We start from the raw sequence: 22,031 nt of genomic DNA, 5'->3' as shown, positions 1-22,031 counted from the left end.
CTACTCAAAAGGGGAAGTTTTGAAAAAATCCAGCCACAAGCCCAAGCTGGGCCTGGCGAGCCTGTCACTCGCCGCCCTGATCATGCTGTCTGCCTGCGGTGGCAAAAGCGAGGCGGAGTTGATCACTGCGGCCAAGGGGCACCTCAGCCTCGAAAATTTCAGCGCCGCCACCATCGAACTGAAGAACGCCCTGCAGAAGAACGCCGATTCGGCTGAGGCCCGCCTGCTATTGGGCAAGGCGCTGCTGGGACAGGGCGACGCGGCCGGCGCCGAGATCGAGTTACGCCAGGCTCGCCGCCTGAAGGTCGCCGACGAGCTGGTCATGCCCGAACTGGCGCGCGCCCTGCTGGCACAAGGAGAAAGCCGCAAACTGCTCGACGAATTTGCCTTGCTCGAGTTCAGTGACGCCAAGGCGATGGCCGACTACAAGACCAGCATCGCCGCCGCGCATACTGCGCAGGGTGCGCGCGAGAAGGCCCAAGTCGCGGTGGCGGAAGCGCTCAAGTACAAGCCCGGCTATGGCCCGGCCGTGATCCTGCAGGCCCGGCTGAAGGCCGGCAGTGGCGAGTTCGACGAAGCGCTCAGATTGATGGAAGAGCTGACCGCCCGTGAGCCCGGCAACGCCCAGGCCTTCATGTTGCGCGGCGACCTCCTCCTGGCCAAGGAAGACAACGCCGGCGCACGCGCGGCATTCGAGCAGGCGCTGAAGCTGCGCGGCGATCTGGCGCGCGCGCACAGTGCCCTGATCACCATGCATCTCGCGGCCAAGGACGTCGATGCCGCCAGCAAGCAACTGGAGGCGATGCGCAAGGCGCTGCCACGTCACGCCGACACCCTGGTGTTCGAGGCGCAGATGATGCTGGGCAAGGGGCAATTCAAGGAAGCCCAGACGCTGCTGCAAAAGGGCTTGCGCGGCATGCCCGATCATCCACGCATGCTGCTGCTGGCCGGTGCGGTGGAACTGCAACTGGGCGCCAGCGCCCCGGCCGAAACCCTGCTGATGCGCGCCGTCCAGGCGATGCCCAATGATGTCGGCGCACGCCGCCTGCTGGCGCGGGCCAATATGCAGTCGAACCAGCCGGACAAGGCCATCAACGCCCTGCGGCCGATACTTGAAAGCGGGCATGCCGACACCGAGTCGCTGACCCTCGCCGGCCAGGCTTATCTGGCCATTGGCGACCTGAAGAGCGCTGAGACCTATTTCGGCAAGGCGGTGCAGAGCCAGCCCGACAGCGCCAAGGCGAGAACCGCGCTCGCGATGTCGCAAATTGCCCAGGGCAAGACCGACGCCGGCTTCAGCGACCTGCGCAATATCGCAGCCAGCGATACCGGCATTGCCGCCGATATGGCACTCATCAGCGCCCTGGTGCGCCGCCGCGAACTGGACAAGGCACTCACCGCCATCGACGCCATGGAGCGCAAACAGGGCGACAAATCCATCCCGGCCAATCTGCGCGGTCAGGTCCTGTTGCTGCGCAAAGACGGCGCCGGCGCTCGCAAGAGTTTCGAGGCTGCCCTGGCGGCGCGCCCCGATTTCTTCCCCGCCATCGCCAGCCTGGCCGCGCTTGATTTCCTGGAAGGCAAACCGGACGCCGCGAAGGCGCGCTTCGAAGCCGTGCTCAAGGCCGATCCGAAGAGCAGCCGCGCCCTGATCGCGCTGGCCGAGTTGAAGGGGCGCACCAATGGATCGCCCGCGGACGTGGCCGAGTTGCTGAAGAACGCCGTCAAGGCCAACCCGTCTGATGTGGGGGCCAGGCGCGCCCTGATCGACCACTACATGAATCATGAAGCGGCTCAGGACGCACTGCTCGCCGCTCAGGCCGCAGTTGCTGCGCTGCCCGACAGCCCCGAACTGCAGGAACGGCTGGGGCGTGCCCAACTCGCCTCAGGCGATGCCAACCAGGCCTTGGCAACCTTCAACAAGCTGATCTCGGTACAACCACGCTCGGTCAGCGCCTTGCTGGGCCTGGCGGACACCCAGGTGGCATCCAACGATGTGGACGGCGCCGCCCGTTCGGTGAAACGCGCCCTGGAACTGGCGCCGGACGCGCTGCAGACGCAGCGTGCTGCCATCATGCTGTCGCTGCGCCAGAAACGCTACGACGAAGCCCTCAAGACCGCGCGCAAGGTGCAGCAGAAGTTCCCGACTCAGGCCTTGGGCTTCATGCTGGAGGGCGAAATCGAGCAGTCGCAGGAGCATTACGAACAAGCCGTTGCCGCCTTCCGTACCGCGCTCGGCAAGTCCAATCCGGCCCAAGCACCGGCGCAGTACCATTTCGCGCTGCTGAAGGCGAAGAAGACGGCCGAAGCAGCCAAGTTCAGCGAAACCTGGACGAAGGAGCAACCCAAGGACGGGCTGTTCGTGCTCTATCTGGCGGACCAGGCGCTGACTCAGCAGGACTATGCGGAGGCCGAGAAACGCCTGCAGCAGCTGTTGGCCATACGCCCCAACTACCCGATCGCGCTGAACAACCTGGCTTGGGCCTATTTCAAGCAGGGCAAACTCGCGCCGGCCTTGGATGCGGCCGAAAAGGCGGTCAAGGCCGCGCCCGGGCAACCCGCCCTGATGGACACGCTCGCCTCCGTGCTAGCCGCCAACAAGCAGGTACCGCGTGCCCTCGAGATCCAGAAGCAGGTGGTCGAGATGGTGCCGATGTCGACCGGCTACCGGCTCAACCTGGCCAAGCTGCATGCGCAGGCCGGAGACAAGTCCTATGCGATCGTGGAGCTGAAGAACCTGGTCAAGATGGGCAAGAAGGACTATCCGGAGAAGGCCGAGGTCACGCGCATGCTGGCTGAACTGCAGTAGGCCTGCGGCGGGCGGCACAGGCCAGGACAATAGCGCTCGCAACTCCTCACGACGGCGCTTGCCCATGCTCAACCCCATCGTCTATGCCGCTCCCGTGTTCATCCTGATGATCGGGCTGGAATTCGCCTGGGGGCGCTGGCGCGGCCAGACGATCTACCGCGCGGCCGACACCGTCTCCAGCCTGGCGGCCGGCATCACCAGCCAGCTCATCGAGGTATTCAGCAAAACCTTCACGGTGGGCATCTACACGCTCGCCTGGCAGCAGTTGGCGCTGCTGCCGCTGCGCATGGACGCGCTCTGGGTCTGGCTGCTGGCGCTGCTGTTGTACGACCTCTGCTACTACTGGTATCACCGCCTCGGCCATGAGGTGGCGCTGTTGTGGGCCGCGCATGCGGTGCATCACAGCTCGGAGGAATACAACCTCAGCACCGCGCTGCGCCAGACCGGCACCGGCTTTCTCTTCAGCTGGATCTTCTACCTGCCGCTGGCCGTGCTGGGCGTGCCGCCGCTGGTGTTCGGCGCGGTGGCGCTGATCGATCTGCTCTACCAGTTCTGGGTGCATACGCGGCTGGTGGGGCGGCTGGGCTGGTTCGACCGCGTCTTCGTCTCGCCCTCCAACCACCGCGTCCACCATGGTCAGAACGCCTATTGCCTGGATCGCAACTACGGCGGCATCCTGATCCTCTGGGACCGCCTGTTCGGCAGCTTCGTCGAGGAGCGCGCGGACGAGCCCATCGTCTACGGCGTGCTGGGCCAGCTGCGGCGCTGGAACCCGCTCTCGGCCAATCTGCATGTCTACGCCGAGCGCTGGCGCGATATGCGCATGACGGCGCGCTGGCGCGACAAGCTCGCGCTCTGGTTCCGGCATCCGGGTTGGCGCCCGGCGGATCTCGAGCGGCTGGCGCCCAAGCCGGTACCAGACCTGCGGCAGTTCCACCGCTACGCGCCGCCGCTGCCCGCCGGCCTGCCCGTCTACGGCCTGGTGCACCTGTTCATCCAACTGGGCCTGGGCGTGCTGTTCCTGGCGCTGGCGCCGGGCCTGGCGCTCTCCACCGCCCTGCCCCTGGCGCTCGGGCTGGCCGCCGGCCTGGTGCTGCTGACCCAGCTGCTGGAGGACCCGCAGGCCAGGCGCGCCGGCGAGATGCTGCGCCTGATCGTCAGCGCGCTGGCCTGTGCCTGGCTGCTGCAGGCGGCGCCCTCAGCGGCGCTGCAGGCCTTGTGGGCCACCGGCGTGGCCGTCTTCGCACTCAGCGTGCCGCTGCTGGGTGTGCTGCTGCGCCGCCCGCTCACCGCCGGGGCTGTGCAATGAGCGCGGCCGACAATCCCTGCACCCGCTGCGGCGCCTGCTGCGCGAGTTTCCGCGTGGACTTCGCGCGTGCCGAACTGCTCAGCGAAGGCGGCCCGGTGCCCGATGGCCTGACCGTCGAGCTCACCGACAGCAGCTGCCGCATGCGCGGCACCGATCATGCGCAACCGCGCTGCGCCGCCCTGGTGGGCAAGGTGGGCGTGCAAGCCAGCTGCGGCATCTACGAGTGGCGGCCCGCACCCTGCCGCGAGTTCGGGCTGCGCGCGCCGCTGGGGCTGGGCGACGAGGCCTGCACGCGCGCCCGCGCGCGCCACGGCCTGCCGCCGCTCTGATCAATAGCTGCGCTTGACGCGCAGGCTGTCCAGCTTGGCGCTGTAAAGCTCGCGATCGCGCAAGGTGGTGCTGTTGTCCTTGGCCAGGGTCAGCTCGCGGCGCACCTCCACCATGTCGCCCAGCGCATAGTTGGCCAGCGCGAGCCAGAAATGCAGCTCATGGAAATAGGCGTTGCGCGAGATCTCGCGGTTGAAGAGATCGCGCGCACGCTTGAAGTCGCCGGCACCCATGGCATCGCGGCCCTGGTCGTAGAACACGAAGGGCGGATAGGGCTGGATTTCGGCCAGGCGCAGGTTCAGGCGATCGGCCTCTTCGGTCTGGCCGGTTTCGCGCAGCACCACCACCAGATTGGCCAGCGCCGGCGTGTTGGCGGGCTCGCGCTGCAGCACCTCGCGGAAGGCCCGCGCCGCGGCATCCAACTCGCCATGGCGGCGGTAGATCACGCCCAGGGTGTTGATGCCGCCCAGATAGCGCGGTTCGTGCAGGACCGCGGCGCGCGCCCACCAGTAGGCCTGGTCCACCTTGCCTTCGCTGAGCGACTCCGCGGCGCGGTTGTTCATGTACATGGCGACGATCACCGACTCATCGATGTCGAGGCTGCGCTGGCTGCGGATCTGCGCACCGGGCATGAAGTCGACGACCAGGTTCTCGGCCTCGTCGCCGTAGACCTTGAACTCCGTATGGCGTCGGCCCAGGCGCAGGTTCACGTGGCCGGCCACGAACTGCAGATTGCCCACCCGGCTCCAGAGCTCGTCCACCAGCACGTTCTGGTAATGCACCGGCAGGCCCAGCTCCTTGGCAAAGGCGGCCGTCATCAGCGTCAGCGACAGGCAGTTGCCGGCGCGCGCCTCGAAGGCCTGCGCCGCCGTGCGCGTCATCGCGGTGTCGTACTCGAGCTTGAGCTGGCTCTTGGTATAGAGCGCATCCAGCAGGCCCTGCCGGGTACCGTTGCTGCGCAGCTGGGCGCCGAGCTCGCGCCGCAGATAGCTGCGCATCTCGTCACTCAGCGCCATCACCTGGCCGGCATCGATGGCCTCGGTGCTGGGCGCAAAGGCCGCATCGCGCAACAGGGTCGCGGTCGCAACAACCGGTTGCGGCGCCGTGGCGCAGGCGGCCAGCGTGCAGGCGAGCAGGACAGCGATCAGCGCTTTCATGGTGGACCTCCGGCAGGCAATCGGCCCAATGCTAGTGCGATTCGGGCCCATCGGTGCGGCGAGGCGACGAGCGCCCCCGCCAGGGCGATGAACGACGCCCTTGCTAGACGGAGATCAGTCCAGCACAAAGACGACGGCGCTGCGCGCCGGCAGGCTGAAGCGCCCCTGCACCGGCGCATAGGCCGCCTCGGCCGCCACGCGCCGGTCGGCAGCAGCAGCGGCGCTCTGCACCGGATGCAGGCGATAGGCCAGGCCGGCCTCGCTCGGCAGCAGCAGCTCATGCGCCTGCTTGTCGACGTTGACGAAGTACAGCAGCGCCCGCCAGCCGGCGCCGGCATGGCCGCGCCCATCCAGCTTGGCCGCGATCACGACCGGGTTCTGGCCGGGGCCGGTGTTGAGGAACTGCAGGCGCTGCCGTACCTCGGTCGCGCTGCGCAGGCGGAACAGCGTGCTGCTGGCGCGGATGCGCAGCAGGTCGGCCACCGCGGCATTCGTCCAGGCGATCTCGGCCGGCCCCGGCTTGATGGCCGGATCGGCCAGCAAGGGCCGCATCAGCGCGTGGTCGGCACCGTTGTCGCCCTGGGGTGGCAGTCCGCTGCCGAAGAAGTTGTCCTTGAGGCTCCAGTCGAGCCGGTTGAACCAGTCACCCGATTCATAGCTGTTGCGGTCCAGCGACTTGGAGCGCAGCAATTCCAGCCCCGCATGGAAATAGGCCACGCCCTGGCTGAAGCTGTTGAGCGCCACGGCCAGCACCTGGACGCGCGAGCGGTCGGCCGCGCTGGTGCCTCGCGGCAGGCGCCAGACATTGATGTCGAACAGGGTCTGGTTGTCGTGGTTGTCCACGTAGTTGACCACCTCGGCGGGCTGCGAAGCATAGCCCGCGGGCTGGCCGGCATAGTCGATCTGGTCAAGCCGCTTGCGCTCGCCATTCCAGGTCTCGAGCTCGACGTCGCGCAGCGAGCCGGCCAGGCCCACGCGCACCAGATCGGCAGCCCGCAGCAGCTCCTCGCGGCTGTGCTGGCCATGGCCGTTCGGATCGTAGACGAGCCCGTTGACATAGCCCTGCCGGGCCAGCAAGGCCGCGCCACTGTCGGCCGCGCTGCCGCCGCGGATGGCGTCGCGCGCGCGGTCGCTGAAGGTGCCGATGCCGCTGCCGTTGAGGGCCAGCTGCGAGGCCTGCACAAAACGCGCGCCGTTGGCGATCTCACCGAAATTCCAGCCCTCGCCGATCAGCTGCACGTCGCGGCCCAGCTCGCGCTTCAGGCGTGCCTGCAGCTGCTCCATCAGGGCGCGCGGCTGGTGCCCCATCAGGTCGAAGCGGAAGGAGGCGATCTTGTACTCGCGCGCCCACAGCAGCACCGAATCCAGCAGCAGCTTGCCCATCATCAGGTGCTCGGTGGCGGTGTTGGCGCAGCAGGTCGAGCGCTCGACCCGGCCGGCCGCATCCAGGCGCTGGTAGTAGCCGGGCACGATGCGATCCAGCACCGAGTGCGCCGCCTGGCCGGATGCGGCGGTGTGGTTGTAGACCACGTCCATGCCCACCCGCAGCCCGGCCTCGTGCAGCCCCATCACCATGCGGCGGAACTCCAGCACACGGCGCACGCCATCCTCCGCGTCGCTGGCATAGCTGCCCTCGGGCGCGCTGTAGTGCCAGGGGTCGTAGCCCCAGTTGTAGCAATCGCGCCCCGCCACCGCCATCACGGCGGCCTGCTGGCGCTCGCTGTCGGCCGCGGCCGCGGGCACCTTGGCCTGCAGGCAGCCACGCTCGGGGATGCTGGCGATGTCGAACACCGGCAACAGGTGCACGTCCGTGATGCCGGCCCGGCGCAGCGCGCGCAAATGGCGCATGCCGCGCGAGCCGCGGTCGGTGAAGGCCAGGTATTTGCCGCGATGCGCCGCGGGCACGCTGTCGTCGCCGATGGAGAAGTCGCGCACATGCAGCTCGTAGATCGCCATGTCGGTGGGAGCCTCGACACCGGCCGGGCTGCGGCTGGCGGCCCAGCCCGGCGGCTGCAGGCGTGCCGCAGCCAGCTCGGCGATATAGCTGCGCTGCGAGTCGGCGCTGAGGCTGACCGCATAGGGATCGGTGACGAGCTGGCGCACCAGGCCGACGCCGGGCACGAACAGCTGCAGCAGATAACGGTAGTACTGCCCGTCCAGACGCTGCGCCGGGCCGCCGCCCCAGGCGCCCGTGGCGGCATCCAGGCTCAGCGGCTGCAGCCGGCTGGCGCGGCCCTGTGCGCGCGGGTAGATGCAGACCGACACCGCCTGCGCGGTCGGCGCCCAGAGCCGAAAGCGCGTGCCAGCGCGCGCCGGCAGGCTCACGCCCAGGTCCGGCAGCTGTGCCGCCGCCGCGTACAGATCGTCCAGTGCGCCGGCCAGCTGCAGGCCCGTGGCCTGCGTGGCGCCGTCACCACCGTCATGAACCAGCAGCAACTGCTGCCGCAGCAGGTCCTGCAGGGTCTCGCGCGGCAAGGCAGCGGGCAGACTCAGGCGCACGCCGGCGCCCAGATGCTGGCGGGGCGTGCCCGCCAGCTCGCCCGGGGTCAGGTCTTGCGCCTGCAGGTTCAGTTCGCCGTCGGCGCCGCTGACCTGCCCCTCTGCCAATGCAAGCCGCCCGGCCGCCGAGTGGTAGAGCTTGTAGCTGCCCGCCGGCGCCATGCCGGGCCAGGCGATCTGCCGTGCGTCCAGCCAATGAGCCCTTGCCTCGATGGCGGGCGCGGCCTGCAAGACCTGGTCGGCCGCCGCATCGCAGGCGGCTGCGCCGGTCTCGGCACGCACGCCTCCCGCCATGATCGCCATGCCCAGGCACAACCCGATGTGGACGGCCGCCCACTGCTTCATGCTTCGTCGCATCCCCTCGCCCCGCGCTGTTCTTGCCGCCCAGACAGGGAGGCGTCGAAACATAGTAGCAAAACTACATAAATTTCATAAGCGTTGAATTCACCAACATGAATTCAGCGATCGAATGGCATGCTTGAGTCTGAACAGCGTGTCAAACGATGAGTACTTTTGCTACAAACACCAGGTCACCAAGATGAAGAAGCAATGCGCGCCCCCCAGCCTTCTGGCCCTGTCCCTGAGCCTGGCGCTGGCAGCCGCAACAGGGCATGCCGCGCCGGTGGACCTGAGCCCGGTGCCGCAGCGCCCCAGCGCCAGCCCGCTGCGGCCCGGCTGGGCCCATGGCGCCTTCATGGAAATCTTTGTGCGCGGCTACCAGGACAGCGATGGCGACGGCATCGGCGATCTGCGCGGCCTGACGCAGCGGCTGGACTATCTGAAGGATCTGGGCATCAAGGGCATCTGGCTGATGCCCATCTTCACCAGCGCCGACCACGACCACGGCTATGCCACCACCGACTTCCGCAGCATCGAGCCCGCCTACGGCAGCCTGGCGGACTTCGACGAGCTGATCAAACAGGCGCATGCACGCGGCATCGGCGTGATCATCGACTACATCCTCAACCACAGCGCCCAGGCCCACCCCTTGTTCGCCGAGGCGCGCGCCAGCAAGACGAGCCCCTACCGCGACTGGTTTGTCTGGCGCGAGCCGTCCGATGAGCTGAAGGACTGGGACATCTGGGGCAAGAACCCCTGGTACGCCGGCAGCGACGCGAGCGCCGACGAGAGCCGCTACTTCGGCACCTTCGGCCCGCACATGCCCGACTTCAATCTGCGTAACCCGGCGGTGGTGGCCTACCACCGCGACAGCCTGCGCTACTGGCTCAACCGCGGGCTCGACGGCTACCGCCTCGACGCCGTGCCGCATCTGATCGAGAACAGCGCCAAGGACTGGAACGACCAGCCCGAAAGCCGCCGCCTCACCGGCGAGTTCAGCGGGCTGATACGCAGCTATCCGCGCCGCCATGTGGTGTGCGAGGCCACCGCCGAGCCCAAGGTCTACGCCGCCCCGGCGATCTGCGGCAGCGCCTTCGCCTTCGGCCTGGAGGGCAAGATCGTCAAGGCCGCCAAGGGCGATGCCGAGGCGATCAAGGCGGTCGGGCAATACTTCGAGAGCGCGCCGCTGGACATGGCGACCATGCTCTCCAACCACGACATCTTCGCCGGCGCGCGCGCCTGGGACCAGTTCGCCGGCAACGAGGCGCAGTACAAGCTGGCGGCCGCCACCTACCTGCTGCTGCCGGGCACGCCCTTCATCTACTACGGCGAGGAAGTGGGCATGGCGGGCGTGCCGGGGCTGGCGGGCGACGCACCGCTGCGCAGCCCGATGAGCTGGAGTGCGGATGCCAGCGGCTTCAGCAACGTCGCCCCCTTCCGTCCCGCCTCGCCCAATGCCGCCAGCCACAATGCCCAGCGGCAGCAAGCCGATCCGAACTCCATTCTGAACTTCTACAAGGCCATGCTCAGCTTGCGCAATAGCCGGCCCGAGCTGGCGCGCGGCAGCTACCGGCTGGCCTTCGCCGATGGCCAGGTGTTGGGCTTCCAGCGCCGCCTCGGCGGCCGGCTGAGCCTGGTGCTGATCAACTATGGCGAGCAGGCGCGGCGGATCGAGCTGGGGCCGCAGCCCGGCGGCCTGAAGCGCCAGTACCCCGCCGCGGCGACGCGCGCCCAGCGCGGCCGACGCTTCGAGCTGCCGCCGCAATCCGTCCAGGTCTTCTCCAGCAACGCCGCCCCATGACGATCAAGAAAACCACCCTGCTCGCCGCCGCCCTGCTGGGCCTGGCCATGGGCCCTGCGTCAGCCCAGTCAGCCCAGTCTGCCCAGCCGGCCCAGCAACTCGAGCGCATCGAACCCGCCAACTGGTGGGTGGGCATGATGAACCAGCGCCTGCAGCTGATGTTGCACGGCCAGGGCATTGCCGAGCTGAAGGCGCGGCTGCGGCCCTATGCCGGCGTGCGCATGCTGGGCAGCCAGCGCAGCGACAGCCCCAACTACCTGTTCCTGGACCTGGAGATCCAGCCCGGCGCCCGCCCCGGCAGCCTGCAACTGGAACTGCAGCGCGCCGGCAAGACGGTGCTGAGCCCGGCCTACCCGCTGTGGGCGCGCGCGCCCGGCTCGGCCCGCCGCCAGGGCTTCGGCCCGCGCGACGCGATCTACCTGGTGGTGCCCGACCGCTTCGCCAATGGCGAGCCGCGCAACGACCAGCTCGACGCGCTGGGCGACCGCCTCGACCGCGGCAACCCCAGCGCCCGCCATGGCGGTGATCTGGCCGGCCTGGCCCAGCACCTCGACTACATCGCCGCGATGGGCTTCACCCAGGTCTGGCCCACGCCGCTGCTGGAGAACAAGCAGCCCGAGTTGTCCTACCACGGCTATTCGCCCACCGACCTCTACAGGATCGACCCCCGTTTCGGCAGCAACGAGGACTACCGCCAGCTGGTGGCGCGCGCCAAGGCGCTGGGCCTGGGCTTCATCCAGGACATCGTGCCCAACCACATCGGCTCGGGCCATTGGTGGATGCAGGACCCGCCCAGCCGCGACTGGGTCAACCCCGGCCAGCCCTATCTGGAGACCAACCACCGCCACAGCACGGTGCAGGACCCCTACGCCGCCGCCAGCGACCGCCAGCGCTTCCAGGACGGCTGGTTCGTGCCCAGCATGCCCGACCTGAACCAGCGCCAGCCCCTGCTGGCCACCTACCTGGTGCAGAACGCCGTCTGGTGGATCGAGTACGCGGGGCTCAGCGGTCTGCGCGTCGACACCTATCCCTATTCGGACAAGGCTTTCCTGGCGCGCTGGTCGGCCGCCATCATGGCCGAGTATCCCGGGCTCACCATGGTGGGCGAGGAGATGAGCGACAACCCGCTGATGGTGGCGCATTGGCTCAAGGGCCGGCGCAATGCCGACGGCTATGTCTCGGCCATGCCCAGCATGATGGACTTCCCGCTGCATGGCCGCCTGCGCGATGCGCTCACCGAGCCCGAGGGGCGCGGCTATGGTGTGGGGCTGGGCAAGCTCTACGAGGCCATGATGAACGACGCCCTCTACCCCGAGCCCGCCCGCATGGTGCTGTTCGAGGGCAACCACGACACCAACCGCATCTTCTCGGCGCTGGGCGAGGACGAAGCCCTGATGCGCATGGCCGCCACCGTGATCGCCACCACCCGGCGCACGCCGCAGTTTTTCTACGGCACCGAGCTGCTGATGAAGAGCCCGCTGGAGCGCGACGACGGCGTGGTGCGCAGCGATTTCGCCGGTGGCTGGGCCGGCGACGCCAGCAACGGCTTCAGCGGCGCGGGCCTGGCCCCCGCCCAGCGCGAGTTCCAGGCCTGGCTGCGCCGGCTGCTGAACTGGCGCAAGACGGCCAGCGCGGTGCACGGCGGCAGCCTGGTGCACTACAACCCGCTGGACGGGGTCTACGTCTACTTCCGCGCCGATGCCAGGCAGCGCGTGATGGTGGTGCTGAACAAGAACAAGACCGAGACCCCGCTGGCGCTGGCGCGCTTTGCCGAGTCGCTGGCGGGCCGCACGCATGCGGTCGACGTCATCAGCGGCCAGCGCCACGAGCTGGGCTCCTCGCTGAACCTGCCGCCACGCTCAAGCCTGGTTCTGGAACTGCAATGATGTGTTGCAATGAGGGCTCCGGTATCGACAGGAGCCCAGCATGGCCAGTGGAAAAATCCTTGTTGCACAGGGGGGCGGCCCCACCGCGGTGATCAACCAGTCGCTGGTGGGCGTGGTGCTGGAGGCGCGCCGCCACAAGAGCGTGAGCCTGGTCTATGGCGCCCGCCATGGCGTGCGCGGCATCATCAACGAGGACTTCGTCGATCTGACGCAGGAAACCAGCCACAACCTGGAGCTGGTGGCCGGCACGCCGGCCTCGGCGCTGGGCTCCACCCGCGACAAGCCCGACCTCGCCTACTGCCAGCAGATCTTCAAGGTGCTGCAGGCGCATGAGATCGAGCATTTCTTCTACATCGGCGGCAACGACTCCTCCGACACCGTGCGCATCGTCAGCCAGGAGGCCGCCAAGGTCGGCTACCCGCTGCGCTGCATCCACATCCCCAAGACCATCGACAACGACCTGGTCGGCAACGACCACACGCCGGGCTTCCCCTCGGCGGCGCGCTTCGTGGCCCAGGCCTTTGCCGGCGCCAACCTCGACAACGCCGCCCTGCCCGGCGTCTATGTGGGCGTGGTGATGGGCCGGCATGCCGGCTTCCTGACCGCCGCCGCCGCTCTGGGCAAGAAGTTCCCCGACGACGGCCCGCACCTAATCTACCTGCCCGAGCGGGTGTTCGAGCTGGAACAGTTCCTGGTCGACGTGAAGACCATGTACGAGCGCCATGGCCGCTGCGTGATCGCCGTTTCCGAGGGCATCCACGACGCCTCGGGCGAGGCGATCGCCGCCCAGCTGGCCAAGGACCTGGAGCGCGATGCGCATGGCAATGTGCAGCTCTCCGGCACCGGCGCCCTGGCCGACCTGCTGTGCGAGGAGATCAAGAGCAAGCTCAAGATCAAGCGCGTGCGCGGCGACACCTTCGGCTATCTGCAGCGCAGCTTCGTCGGCTGCGTCTCCGACGTGGACCAGCGCGAGGCGCGCGAGGTCGGCGAGAAGGCGGTGCAGTACGCGATCTGGGGCGACCGCGACGGCTCGGTGGCGATCAAGCGCAACGGCTATTACTCGGCCGATTACGAGCTGCTGCCGCTGGAGGCGGTGGCCGGCAAGACGCGCGTGATGGAGGACGAGTTCATCAGCCCCTGCGGCACCGACATCACCGACGCCTTCCGCCTCTATCTGCGCCCGCTGCTGGGCTCGGGCATGCCCGACGCCTACCGCCTGCGCCCCAACCCGGTGGCCAAGCGCCTGCACCAGACGGAATGAAGTCCAGGGCCAAGTCCGCCGAGCTGCTGGCCAGGGCCGAGACCCTGGCCAATATCGGCCAGGCCGCGCAGGCGGTGGAGCTGGCCGAGCAGGCGCTGTCGCTGGGGCAGCAGAGCGGCGACCTCGAGATCCAGGCGCAGGCCATGCTGTGCCTGTCGAGCTGCCAGCTGCGCCTGCTGGGCGGCTACCGCCAGGCGCATGAGCTGGCGCAGCGCGCCGCGTTGCTGTTCGAGCGCTGCGACCTCGCCGCCGGCGAGGCACTGGCGCTCTGCACCCATGCCATCGCCTCCACCCGCCTGGGGCATTACGAGGAGGCGGTGGAAAGCGCGCTGCTGGCGGTGCGCCTGGGCGAGGCGCTGCCGCCGGGCCGCGAGCAGGTGATGGCCCACCATGCGCTGGGCGTGGCCGCACACAGCGGCCGCAACTATGCCGAGGCCGAGCGCGCCTTCGAGAATGCGGTGGCGATCTCGCGCCGCTGCGAGCCGCCGCTCAACACCTACGAGCTGCACATCAATATGGCCCTGGTGGCGATTGCAGATCATGCTAACGAGCGCCGCCTCGGCCAGGCACCGACGGCGCTACCGCGCCTGGCCCGCCATCTGGACGATGCCGCCGCCACGCCGCACCAGGCGCATGAGCTCAACGCCATGGCGCCCGGCAGCCTGCATGCGCTGCAGGTCAAGGCCACGCTGGCGCGCGCCCTGCACCACTGCTGGCGGCTCGACATCACGCAGGGCCAGGCCGAGCTGAACCGCCTGCGCGACTACGAGACCAGCTTCGCCCAGGCCTGGGTCAGCGCCTCGGTGCATTGGTGCGTGGCCGAGCTGGCGCTGGCGCGCGGCGAGCTGGCCGAGGCCGAGGCCGCCGCGCGCCGCATGAGCGCCTGCGGCCAGCAGGCGCGCCACGAGGGTTTCATACAGCTGGGGCAGAACCTGGTGAGCTATCTGTGCGAGCAGCAGGGCCGGTACCGCGAGGCGCTGGAAGCGCTGCGCGAGCTCTCGCGCCACGAGCAGGAGACGCGCAAGCAAAGCCTGCAGAACCGCGCCCATGTGATCGACTGGCAGCTGCAGCTGCGCCAGCACCGGCGGGATGTCCAGCAGCTGGCGCAGCGCTCGCAGCAGATGGAGCAGCTGGCGATGCGCGACATGCTCACCGCCCTGCCGAACCGCCGCCACTTCGAGCAGCATCTGCGCCTGCTGCTGCAGGGCGAGCAGCGCATGCCGCCCTGCCTGGCGCTGATCGATGTGGACCACTTCAAGCAGGTGAACGACAACTACTCGCACGGCGTGGGCGACGCGGTGCTGAAGGCGCTGGCCCAGCTGCTGCGTGAGCATGTGCGCGAGCAGGACCTGCCCGCGCGCCTGGCGGGCGACGAGTTCGTGCTGCTGCTGGTGGATGCCGGCCTGGGCCGCGCCCAGCAGGTGTGCGAGCGGTTGCAGGCAAGCGTGCGCGCCTACGACTGGGGCCGGCTGGCGCCGGGCCTGCAGGTCGGCATCAGCCTGGGCCTGGCCGAGCGGCGCCCCGGCGAGAGCCTGGAGGCGCTGATGGAGCGCAGCGACGCCGACATGTACCGCGCCAAGCGCGCCCGCTAGCCGCCGCTCCCGCGCTCCTCAGGCGGCGCGGAAGATCAGCGCCTTCAGCCGCTGCAGCTTGGGCGCCACCACCGGCACGGTCAGCATGGTGCTGGCCACCGCCATCAGCAGCAGGGCCGTGAAGGTCTCGCTGGTGATGATCTGCTTGTCCAGCAGGATGTTGGCGAAGATGATCATGATCAGGGCCTTGGTCTGCAGCAGCCAGCCGATGATGGAGGCCTCGCCCGGCTGCCACTTCAGGATGCGGCCGGCCAGATGCACGCCCATCAGCTTGCCCGCCACCGAGGCCAGCAGCAGCGCACCGGCGGCCACGAACACCGCCGCGCCCCCCATGGCCCAGTTGGTGCGCAGGCCGGTGCTAAGGAAGAACACCGGCATCATCACCAGCAGCACATGCTGGCGCAGCAGGTCCATCTGGGCCTGGTCGAACCAGTCGGCGTCCATCACCGCGCCGGCCAGGAAGGCGCCCACCATGAAGTGCAGGCCCGACCAGTCCGCGCCGAAGGCGCACAGGGCCAGCCAGATCAGGCCCACGAACCAGCGGTCGCGCTCGGGAATCGCCCGCATCAAGTGGCGGAAGGCCCAGGTCAGACCGGCAAAGGCCAGCAGGAACAGGCCCTGCTTGCCGACCCGGCCCCAGTCCATCAGGATCAGCGCCAGCACGCCCCAGATCGCGATGTCGTCCACGCTGGCATAGCGCAGGATGCGCTGGCCGATTGGCTGCCGCAGGATCTCCAGCTTCTCCATCAGCAGGATCAGGATGGGCAGGGCCGTGACCGCGCAGGACATGCCCACGCCCAGCACGAACTGCCAGCTGAGCGCCTTGGGGCCCATCCAGCCCGCGCTGGCCAGCATGCCCAACGCCACCACGCAGCCCAGTGCCAGCGGCGCGCCCAGCGCCAGGCCGGCGGTGATGCCGCTCTCGACGCGGTGCTGCCAGGCCTTCTTGAGATCGAGTTCGATGCCGGCGATCCAGACGAACAGCATCACCGCCCACCAGGCGATGCCGTTGAGCGACTGCACCACCTGGGCGTTGAAGACGAACTGGTAGTAATCGGGGTAGGCGCGGCCCAGCACGCCCGGGCCCAGGAGGATGCCGGCGATGATCTGCACCACCACCAGGGGCGCGAAATAGTCGGTGCCGCCGAGGCGCCAGACCAGGTAGGGCACGGTGAAGATGATCGCCATCGCGATCAGGAAGATTTCGGTGGTGTTCATGCTGGGATTCGGTTGAGCCTCAGGGCAGTTGCAACAGGGCCAGCGGGCCGCGGCCGCTGGCGGCGCTGATCACGCCCAGCACGCGCCCCGGCTCCGCGCCCACCATGTCCCAGCTGAAGCGCCAGCCCCAGTTGCCGCCCAGGATGCCCGGGATGTTCATGCGGTGGGCGCTGGGCAGGCCCAGCACGTCCTGCATCGGGAACACCGCGATATTGGCCACCGAGTTGCAGCAGGCGCGGATCATGGCCCAGTGCACATCGTGCGCGCCGCAGGCCAGGTAGCTGCCGGCATAGGCGCGCTCGCGCGCCGAGGCGGCGTCCCACCAGCCGCGCACCGTGTCGTTGTCGTGCGTGCCGGTATAGGCCACGCTGGCACGCGGCCACATATGCGGCAGGAACTCGTGCGTGGCGTCGCCGCCGAAACCGAACTGCAGGATCTTCATGCCGGGGAAACCGCAGCCGTCGCGCAGCGCATGCACATCGTCGGTGATGAAGCCCAGGTCCTCGGCCACGATGGGCAGCTTGCCCAGCGTCGCCTCGATGGCGTCGAACAGCGCCTTGCCCGGGCCGGCGACCCAGCGCCCCTGCTTGGCATCCGGGCTGCTGCCGGGGATCTCGTAATAGCCGGCGAAGCCGCGGAAATGGTCGATGCGGAAGACATCGGCCTGGCTGAGGGCCCGCTTGACGCGCGCCGTCCACCACCGGTAATTCTCGGCCGCCATGCGATCCCAGCGATAGAGCGGGTTGCCCCAGCGCTGGCCCTCGGTGGACATGGCGTCCGGCGGCACGCCGGCCACCACCGTGGTCTGGAACTGCTCGTCCAGGTGGTACAGATCGGGGCGCGACCAGCAGTCGGCGCTGTCATGCGCCACGAAGATGGGCAGGTCGCCCATGATGCGCACGCCACGGCCGTTGGCATAGCTCTTGAGCGCGCCGATCTGCACGTCGAACTGCCATTGCACGAACTGCCAGAAGCGCAGCTCCTCCGCATGGCTGAGGCGAGCGGCGGCCAGCGCGGCCGGCTCGCGGCGCGCCAGCGCCGGCGTCCAGGTCCACCAGGCCTGGCCGTTCAGCGGCGAACGGATCGCCATGAAGAGCGCGTAGTCGTCCAGCCAGCTCGCGTTGGCCTGGCACCAGTCGGCAAAGGCGCTGCGGTCGGCCGCGCCGGCCTGCGCGAAGAAGCCGGCAGCTGCCAGGCGCAGCTGCTGTTCGCGCCAGGGCAGCACGCGGCCATAGTCGACATGGTGGGCGTCGAAGCCGCCCTCGGGCAGGCGCGGCGGCGCCAGCCAGCCCTTCGCCACCAGGGGCTCGAAGGCCACCATCCACTGGCTGCCTGCAAAGGCCGAGACGCCCTGGTAGGGCGAGTCGCCCGGGCCGATCGGCGTGGTGGGCAGCAGCTGCCAAAGGCCCTGGCCGGCGCTGGCCAGCCAGTCCACATAGCGATAGGCATCGGGGCCGAAATCGCCCATGCCATGCGGGCCGGGCAGCGAGGTGATGTGCAGCAGCACACCGGCGGTGCGTTGGGTCAGATCCATAGCGACTTTCTAGGAGCGCAGCAGCAACATGCTGCGTGCGGGAACTTGCACGCCCTGGCCGGGGGTCAGGTCTTGCGGACTCAGCTCGCCGCTGCTGTCCAGCAGCAGGCGCCAGCGCTGGGGCGTGAGCGTGAAACCCTGCGGCGCGGCCTCGGGGTTGAAGAGGATGGCCAGGCTGGCCTCGGTATCGCCCGCATTACTCAGCAGGCAGGCGAAGCCATGCTCGCCGCCATGGTGCCAGTCGTGCACCTGCATCTCGTGGCCGGCCGGGCTGTACCAGGCGATGCAGGCGTCGCCGGCCCCGCCGCAGCCCGGGCCCGCATACCAGCGCGCATGGCGCAGCAGGCGGTGTTCGCGGCGCAGGCGCAGCAGCTCGCCCACATAGGCGGCGAGCCCGTGGTCGGCCTGGTCCCAGTTGAGCCAGCCGATCGCGTTGTCCTGGCAGTAGGCGTTGTTGTTGCCGCCCTGGCTGTTGGCGATCTCGTCACCCGCGTTCAGCATCGGCGTGCCCTGGGCCAGCAGCAGGGTGGCCAGCATGGCGCGGCGCACGCGTTCGCGGCTGGCGCGGATGGCCGCGTCATCGCTGGGGCCCTCGGCACCGAAGCCGCTGCTCAGCTCGCCATCGCGGCCGTCGCGGTTGTCCTCGCCGTTCGCGTGGTTGTGCTTGTGGCTGTAGCTCACCACGTCGTTGAGCGTATAGCCATCGTGCACGGCGACGAAGTTCACCGAGGCGCTGGGGCTGCGCTGGGCATGGTGGAACAGATCGCTGGAGGCGGTGAAGCGGCGCGCGAACTCGCCGCGACCGACCTTGCCGCCCTGCAAGCCGGACTGCAGCCAGTAGCCGCGCACCGCGTCGCGGAACTTGTCGTTCCACTCCAGGAAGCGGCCCGGGAAGCGCCCCAGCTGGTAGCCGTCGTAGCCGGCATCCCAGGGCTCGGCGATCAGGTGCACACCCGCCAGCACCGGATCCTGGCGCAGCGCGGTGAAGAAGGCGGCATTGCCGTCGAAGCCATGCCGGGTGCGGCCCAGCACCGGCGCGAGGTCGAAGCGGAAGCCGTCCACGCCCAGCTCCTGCACCCAGTAGCGCAGCGAGTCCAGCACGAACTGGGCCACGCGCGGATGGGCAGTGTTGAGGGTGTTGCCGCAGCCGGTGAGGTTCTCGCAGCGGCTGGCATCGTCCGGCACCAGGCGGTAGTAGCTGCGGTTGTCCAGGCCCCTGAAGGACAGCGTGGGCCCGAACTCGTTGCCCTCGGGCGTGTGGTTGTAGACCACGTCCAGCACCACCTCCAGGCCGTGCTCATGCAGGGTCTGGACCATGGCGCGGAACTCCGCCACCACGGCGCTCGGGTCCTGCCGGTGCGCGGCCTGGGCCAGGCGCGGATCCGGCGCGAAGAAGCCCAGGGTGTTGTAGCCCCAGTAGTTGTGCAGGCCCTTGTCGGCCAGATGCGGCTCGTCCACGCAGTACTGCACCGGCAGCAGTGACAGGGTGCTCACGCCCAGCGCCTTGAAGTGCGCGATCGCGGCCGGATGCGCCAGCGCTGCATAGCTGCCGCGCAAGGCCGCCGGAATGCCGGGGTGCAGCTGCGAGAAGCCCTTCACATGCACCTCGTACAGCACCAGGTCGGCGCTAGCATGGCGCGGCGCGCTGGCGCGCGGGCTCGGGCCCTCCAGCGCCGCCGGCACGCGCGCCTTGAGGGCCTGGGCGGCGTTGTCGCGCGCGTCGAAGGAGCGCGGCCCCTGCGGATGGCCGAGCTCGTAGCCATGGTGCTCGGCATGCCAGCCGAAGTGGCCGACGATCTCGCGTGCGTAGGGGTCCAGCAGCAGCTTGTGCGGGTTGTAGCGCTGACCGGCCTCGGGCTGGTAGGGGCCGTGCGCGCGCAGCCCATAGACAAGACCTGGCCCCAGCCCGGGCAGGAAGCCATGGAAGACGCCATCGTGCGGGCCGTTGAGCGCATAGCGGCGCAGCTCACGCTGGCCGCTGCCGTCGAAGACGCACAGTTCCATCGAATGCGCGTGCTCGGCGAACACCGCGAAGTTGACGCCGCCGTCGCGCGCCAGCGCGCCCAGCGGCTCGTGGCGGCCCTCCTCGATCCGTGTGGGCAGATGGGTGAGCGTCATGCCGGCACCAGGAACAGGGTGGCCAGCGGCGGCAGGCTCAGCGTGATGGCGCCCTGCGCCACCGGCAGCGCAGCATCGAGGTTGCCGGCATTGCTGCCGCCGTAATGGGCCGAATCGGTGTTCAGCAGTTCGCGCCAGGCGCCCACCGTCGAGTCTGTGCCGGCCGGCACCGGCAGGCGGTAGCCATGGCGCGGCACCGGGGTGAAGTTGCTCACCACGATCACGCTGCCACCCGCGCCGTCGTGACGCGCCCAGGCGAACACCGACTGCTCGCGGTCTTCTTGCTGCAGCCACTCGAAGCCCGCGGCCTCGCAATCCAGCCGGTGCAGGGCCGGCTGCGCGCGGTAGAGGCGATTCAGGTCGCGCACCAGGGCTTGCACGCCGGCGTGGCGCGCATCGGCCAGCAGCTCCCAGGGCAGCGCGGCATCGTGGTTCCACTCGCCGGGCTGGCCGAACTCCTGGCCCATGAAGAGCAGCTTCTTGCCGGGGTGGCCCCACATGAAGCCGTAGTAGGCACGCAGATTGGCGAACTTCTGCCAGTCGTCGCCAGGCATCTTGTTGAACATCGAGCCCTTGCCATGCACCACCTCGTCGTGCGAGATCGGCAACACGAAGTTCTCGCTGAAGGCGTAGACCAGGCCGAAGCTCATCTTGTCGTGGTGCCAGCGGCGGTGCACCGGCTCCTCGTGCATATAGCGCAGGGTGTCGTTCATCCAGCCCATATTCCACTTGTAGTGGAAGCCCAGGCCGCCGCTGTAGGTGGGCGCCGACACGCCCGGGAAGCTGGTGCTCTCCTCGGCCACGCTGATGGCGCCGGGCGCCTCGCGGCCCAGCAACTCGTTCATGCCGCGCAGCAGCGCGATCGCCTCGAGGTTCTCGCGCCCGCCGTGCACATTGGGCAGCCACTCGCCCGAGGGGCGCGAGTAGTCGCGGTAAAGCATCGAGGCCACCGCGTCCACGCGCAGGCCGTCGACGCCCCAGCGCTCGGCCCAGTAGAGCGCATTGCCGACCAGGAACTGCCGCACCTCGCTGCGGCCGAAGTTGTAGATCAGCGTGTTCCAGTCGCGATGGAAGCCCTCGCGCGGATCCGCGTACTCGAACAGATGGCTGCCGTCGAACTGCGCCAGGCCATGGGCATCGGCCGGGAAATGCGCCGGCACCCAGTCCAGCAGCAGGCCCAGGCCGCGTTCATGGCAGGCGGCCACGAAGCGCGCAAAGCCCTCCGGCGGGCCGAAGCGGGCCGAGGGGGCGTACAGGCCCAGGGTCTGGTAGCCCCAGGAGCCGTCGAAGGGATGCTCGCTGATGGGCATCAGCTCCAGGTGCGTGAAGCCCAGATCGGCGGCATAGGCGGGCAGCTCGGCGGCCAGCTCGTCCCAGCTCGGAAATTCGCGATCGCCGCCATCGCCGCCATCGCGGCGCCGCCACGAGGCCAGGTGCACCTCGTAGATGGCGATGGCGGCGTCGCGCCGATTCGCGCCGGCGCGCTCGGCCGGCAGGGGCAAGGCGGCCGGCAGGGCCGCCACCACGCTGGCGGTATCCGGGCGCAGCTGGGCGGCGCGCGCATAGGGGTCGGCCTTGAGCGGCAGCAGCGTGCCGTCGGCGCCGACCAGCTCGTATTTGTAGAGGTCCCCCGGCGCCGCATGCGGCACGAAGATCTCCCATACGCCGGCGTCGTGGCGCAAGCGCATCGCATGGCGGCGGCCGTCCCAGTGGTTGAAGCTGCCCACCACGCTGACGCGGCGCGCATTCGGCGCCCACACGGCAAAGCGCACGCCGGCCACCTCGCCATGCTGCAGCGGCTGGGCGCCCAGGGCCAGGTAGGGGCGCGGATGCGTGCCCTCGCGCAGCAGGGTCAGGTCTTGCTCGCCGAGTTGGGGACCGTAGGCATAGGCGTCGGCCAGCTCGGCGGCGGCGCCGTCGGCCCATTGCACCGCCAGGCGGTAGTCGAAGCGCTTCCTGCGGCGCGGGATCGCGGCCTCGAAGAAACCCGGCGCACGCTCAGTCAGCACCGCCAACTGTCTACCGCTGCCGGCTTCCAGCACGCTCACCGCGCCGGCACCGGGCAGCAGCGTCCTCAGCCAGAGGCGGCCGGTCGCGTCCTCGTGCAGGCCCAGGGCCGCAAAGGGATCGCTGTGGCGCGCTTCCAGCAGCGCGCTGACCTGGCTCGCATCCAGCATCGGT

The 22,031-nt window shown here is 69.1% G+C and carries 13 protein-coding genes; 7 read left to right on the top strand and 6 right to left on the bottom strand.

Annotated elements, in window-relative coordinates; all coding sequences use genetic code 11:
• Positions 1–19: 19 nt before the first annotated feature.
• From prsT to PFX98_RS16690, 3 genes are all read left to right on the top strand, one after another.
• Positions 20–2,809, top strand: a complete 2,790-nt coding sequence (gene prsT, locus PFX98_RS16700) for an XrtA/PEP-CTERM system TPR-repeat protein PrsT (protein ID WP_285231616.1) — start codon at positions 20–22, stop codon at positions 2,807–2,809.
• Positions 2,810–2,873: 64 nt separating this feature from the next.
• On the top strand, positions 2,874–4,118 hold the full coding sequence (locus tag PFX98_RS16695; protein ID WP_285231615.1) for a sterol desaturase family protein: 1,245 nt from the start codon (positions 2,874–2,876) through the stop codon (positions 4,116–4,118).
• Positions 4,115–4,447 carry a YkgJ family cysteine cluster protein gene (locus PFX98_RS16690; RefSeq protein WP_285231614.1) on the top strand — a complete coding sequence of 111 codons (333 nt, stop codon included), beginning with the start codon at positions 4,115–4,117 and terminating at the stop codon, positions 4,445–4,447. The genes PFX98_RS16695 and PFX98_RS16690 overlap by 4 nt, the downstream gene beginning before the upstream one ends.
• Here PFX98_RS16690 and PFX98_RS16685 read toward each other — a convergent pair whose 3' ends face one another.
• Together PFX98_RS16685 and PFX98_RS16680 are read right to left on the bottom strand one after the other, a co-directional pair.
• A complete protein-coding gene (locus PFX98_RS16685; RefSeq protein WP_285231613.1) occupies positions 4,448–5,602 on the bottom strand; it encodes a tetratricopeptide repeat protein in 1,155 nt (384 codons plus the stop codon). It lies immediately after the preceding gene.
• 114 nt (positions 5,603–5,716) lie between these two features.
• Entirely contained in the window at positions 5,717–8,446 is a 2,730-nt protein-coding gene (locus PFX98_RS16680; RefSeq protein WP_285231612.1) for an alpha-1,6-glucosidase domain-containing protein, read from the bottom strand.
• Between the two features lie 193 nt (positions 8,447–8,639).
• Here PFX98_RS16680 and PFX98_RS16675 point away from each other — a divergent pair, with 193 nt between their 5' ends.
• Genes PFX98_RS16675 through PFX98_RS16660 form a run of 4 tightly spaced genes read left to right on the top strand, consistent with a single transcriptional unit; the run spans position 8,640 to position 14,980 of the window.
• On the top strand, positions 8,640–10,241 hold the full coding sequence (locus tag PFX98_RS16675) for an alpha-amylase family glycosyl hydrolase (protein ID WP_285231611.1): 1,602 nt from the start codon (positions 8,640–8,642) through the stop codon (positions 10,239–10,241).
• Positions 10,238–12,127, top strand: a complete 1,890-nt coding sequence (locus PFX98_RS16670) for a glycoside hydrolase family 13 protein (RefSeq protein ID WP_285231610.1) — start codon at positions 10,238–10,240, stop codon at positions 12,125–12,127. Before PFX98_RS16675 ends, PFX98_RS16670 begins: the two co-directional genes overlap by 4 nt.
• A 40-nt stretch (positions 12,128–12,167) precedes the next feature.
• Entirely contained in the window at positions 12,168–13,388 is a 1,221-nt protein-coding gene (locus PFX98_RS16665; RefSeq protein ID WP_285231609.1) for a 6-phosphofructokinase, read from the top strand.
• A complete protein-coding gene (locus PFX98_RS16660) occupies positions 13,385–14,980 on the top strand; it encodes a tetratricopeptide repeat-containing diguanylate cyclase (protein WP_285231608.1) in 1,596 nt (531 codons plus the stop codon). Before PFX98_RS16665 ends, PFX98_RS16660 begins: the two co-directional genes overlap by 4 nt.
• A gap of 18 nt (positions 14,981–14,998) precedes the next feature.
• Here PFX98_RS16660 and PFX98_RS16655 read toward each other — a convergent pair whose 3' ends face one another.
• The 4 genes from PFX98_RS16655 to glgB are packed head-to-tail and all read right to left on the bottom strand — an operon-like array spanning position 14,999 to position 22,027.
• Entirely contained in the window at positions 14,999–16,198 is a 1,200-nt protein-coding gene (locus PFX98_RS16655) for a cation:proton antiporter (protein WP_285231607.1), read from the bottom strand.
• A 19-nt stretch (positions 16,199–16,217) separates the two neighbouring features.
• The gene (malQ, locus tag PFX98_RS16650; RefSeq protein WP_285231606.1) at positions 16,218–17,732 is read right to left on the bottom strand and encodes a 4-alpha-glucanotransferase; all 1,515 of its coding nucleotides are present in this window, start codon (positions 17,730–17,732) and stop codon (positions 16,218–16,220) included.
• A 9-nt stretch (positions 17,733–17,741) separates the two neighbouring features.
• Positions 17,742–19,850 carry a glycogen debranching protein GlgX gene (gene glgX / locus PFX98_RS16645; protein WP_285231605.1) on the bottom strand — a complete coding sequence of 703 codons (2,109 nt, stop codon included), beginning with the start codon at positions 19,848–19,850 and terminating at the stop codon, positions 17,742–17,744.
• Positions 19,847–22,027, bottom strand: a complete 2,181-nt coding sequence (gene glgB / locus PFX98_RS16640) for a 1,4-alpha-glucan branching protein GlgB (protein WP_285231604.1) — start codon at positions 22,025–22,027, stop codon at positions 19,847–19,849. Before glgB ends, glgX begins: the two co-directional genes overlap by 4 nt.
• Between the last annotated feature and the right edge of the window lie 4 nt (positions 22,028–22,031).

The sequence above is a fragment of the Paucibacter sediminis genome, from assembly GCF_030254645.1.
GTDB classification, from domain to species: Bacteria; Pseudomonadota; Gammaproteobacteria; order Burkholderiales; family Burkholderiaceae_C; genus Paucibacter_B; species Paucibacter_B sediminis.
This window is presented reverse-complemented; position numbering and strand designations above follow the sequence as displayed.

Coding starts and splice junctions, on each gene's coding strand:
- PFX98_RS16695 (WP_285231615.1), top strand. CDS start 2,874: ATGCTCAACCCCATCGTCTATGCCGCTCCCGTGTTCATCCTGATGATC.
- PFX98_RS16690 (WP_285231614.1), top strand. CDS start 4,115: ATGAGCGCGGCCGACAATCCCTGCACCCGCTGCGGCGCCTGCTGCGCG.
- PFX98_RS16685 (WP_285231613.1), bottom strand. CDS start 5,602: ATGAAAGCGCTGATCGCTGTCCTGCTCGCCTGCACGCTGGCCGCCTGC.
- PFX98_RS16680 (WP_285231612.1), bottom strand. CDS start 8,446: ATGAAGCAGTGGGCGGCCGTCCACATCGGGTTGTGCCTGGGCATGGCG.
- PFX98_RS16675 (WP_285231611.1), top strand. CDS start 8,640: ATGAAGAAGCAATGCGCGCCCCCCAGCCTTCTGGCCCTGTCCCTGAGC.
- PFX98_RS16670 (WP_285231610.1), top strand. CDS start 10,238: ATGACGATCAAGAAAACCACCCTGCTCGCCGCCGCCCTGCTGGGCCTG.
- PFX98_RS16665 (WP_285231609.1), top strand. CDS start 12,168: ATGGCCAGTGGAAAAATCCTTGTTGCACAGGGGGGCGGCCCCACCGCG.
- PFX98_RS16660 (WP_285231608.1), top strand. CDS start 13,385: ATGAAGTCCAGGGCCAAGTCCGCCGAGCTGCTGGCCAGGGCCGAGACC.
- PFX98_RS16655 (WP_285231607.1), bottom strand. CDS start 16,198: ATGAACACCACCGAAATCTTCCTGATCGCGATGGCGATCATCTTCACC.
- malQ (WP_285231606.1), bottom strand. CDS start 17,732: ATGGATCTGACCCAACGCACCGCCGGTGTGCTGCTGCACATCACCTCG.
- glgX (WP_285231605.1), bottom strand. CDS start 19,850: ATGACGCTCACCCATCTGCCCACACGGATCGAGGAGGGCCGCCACGAG.
- glgB (WP_285231604.1), bottom strand. CDS start 22,027: ATGCTGGATGCGAGCCAGGTCAGCGCGCTGCTGGAAGCGCGCCACAGC.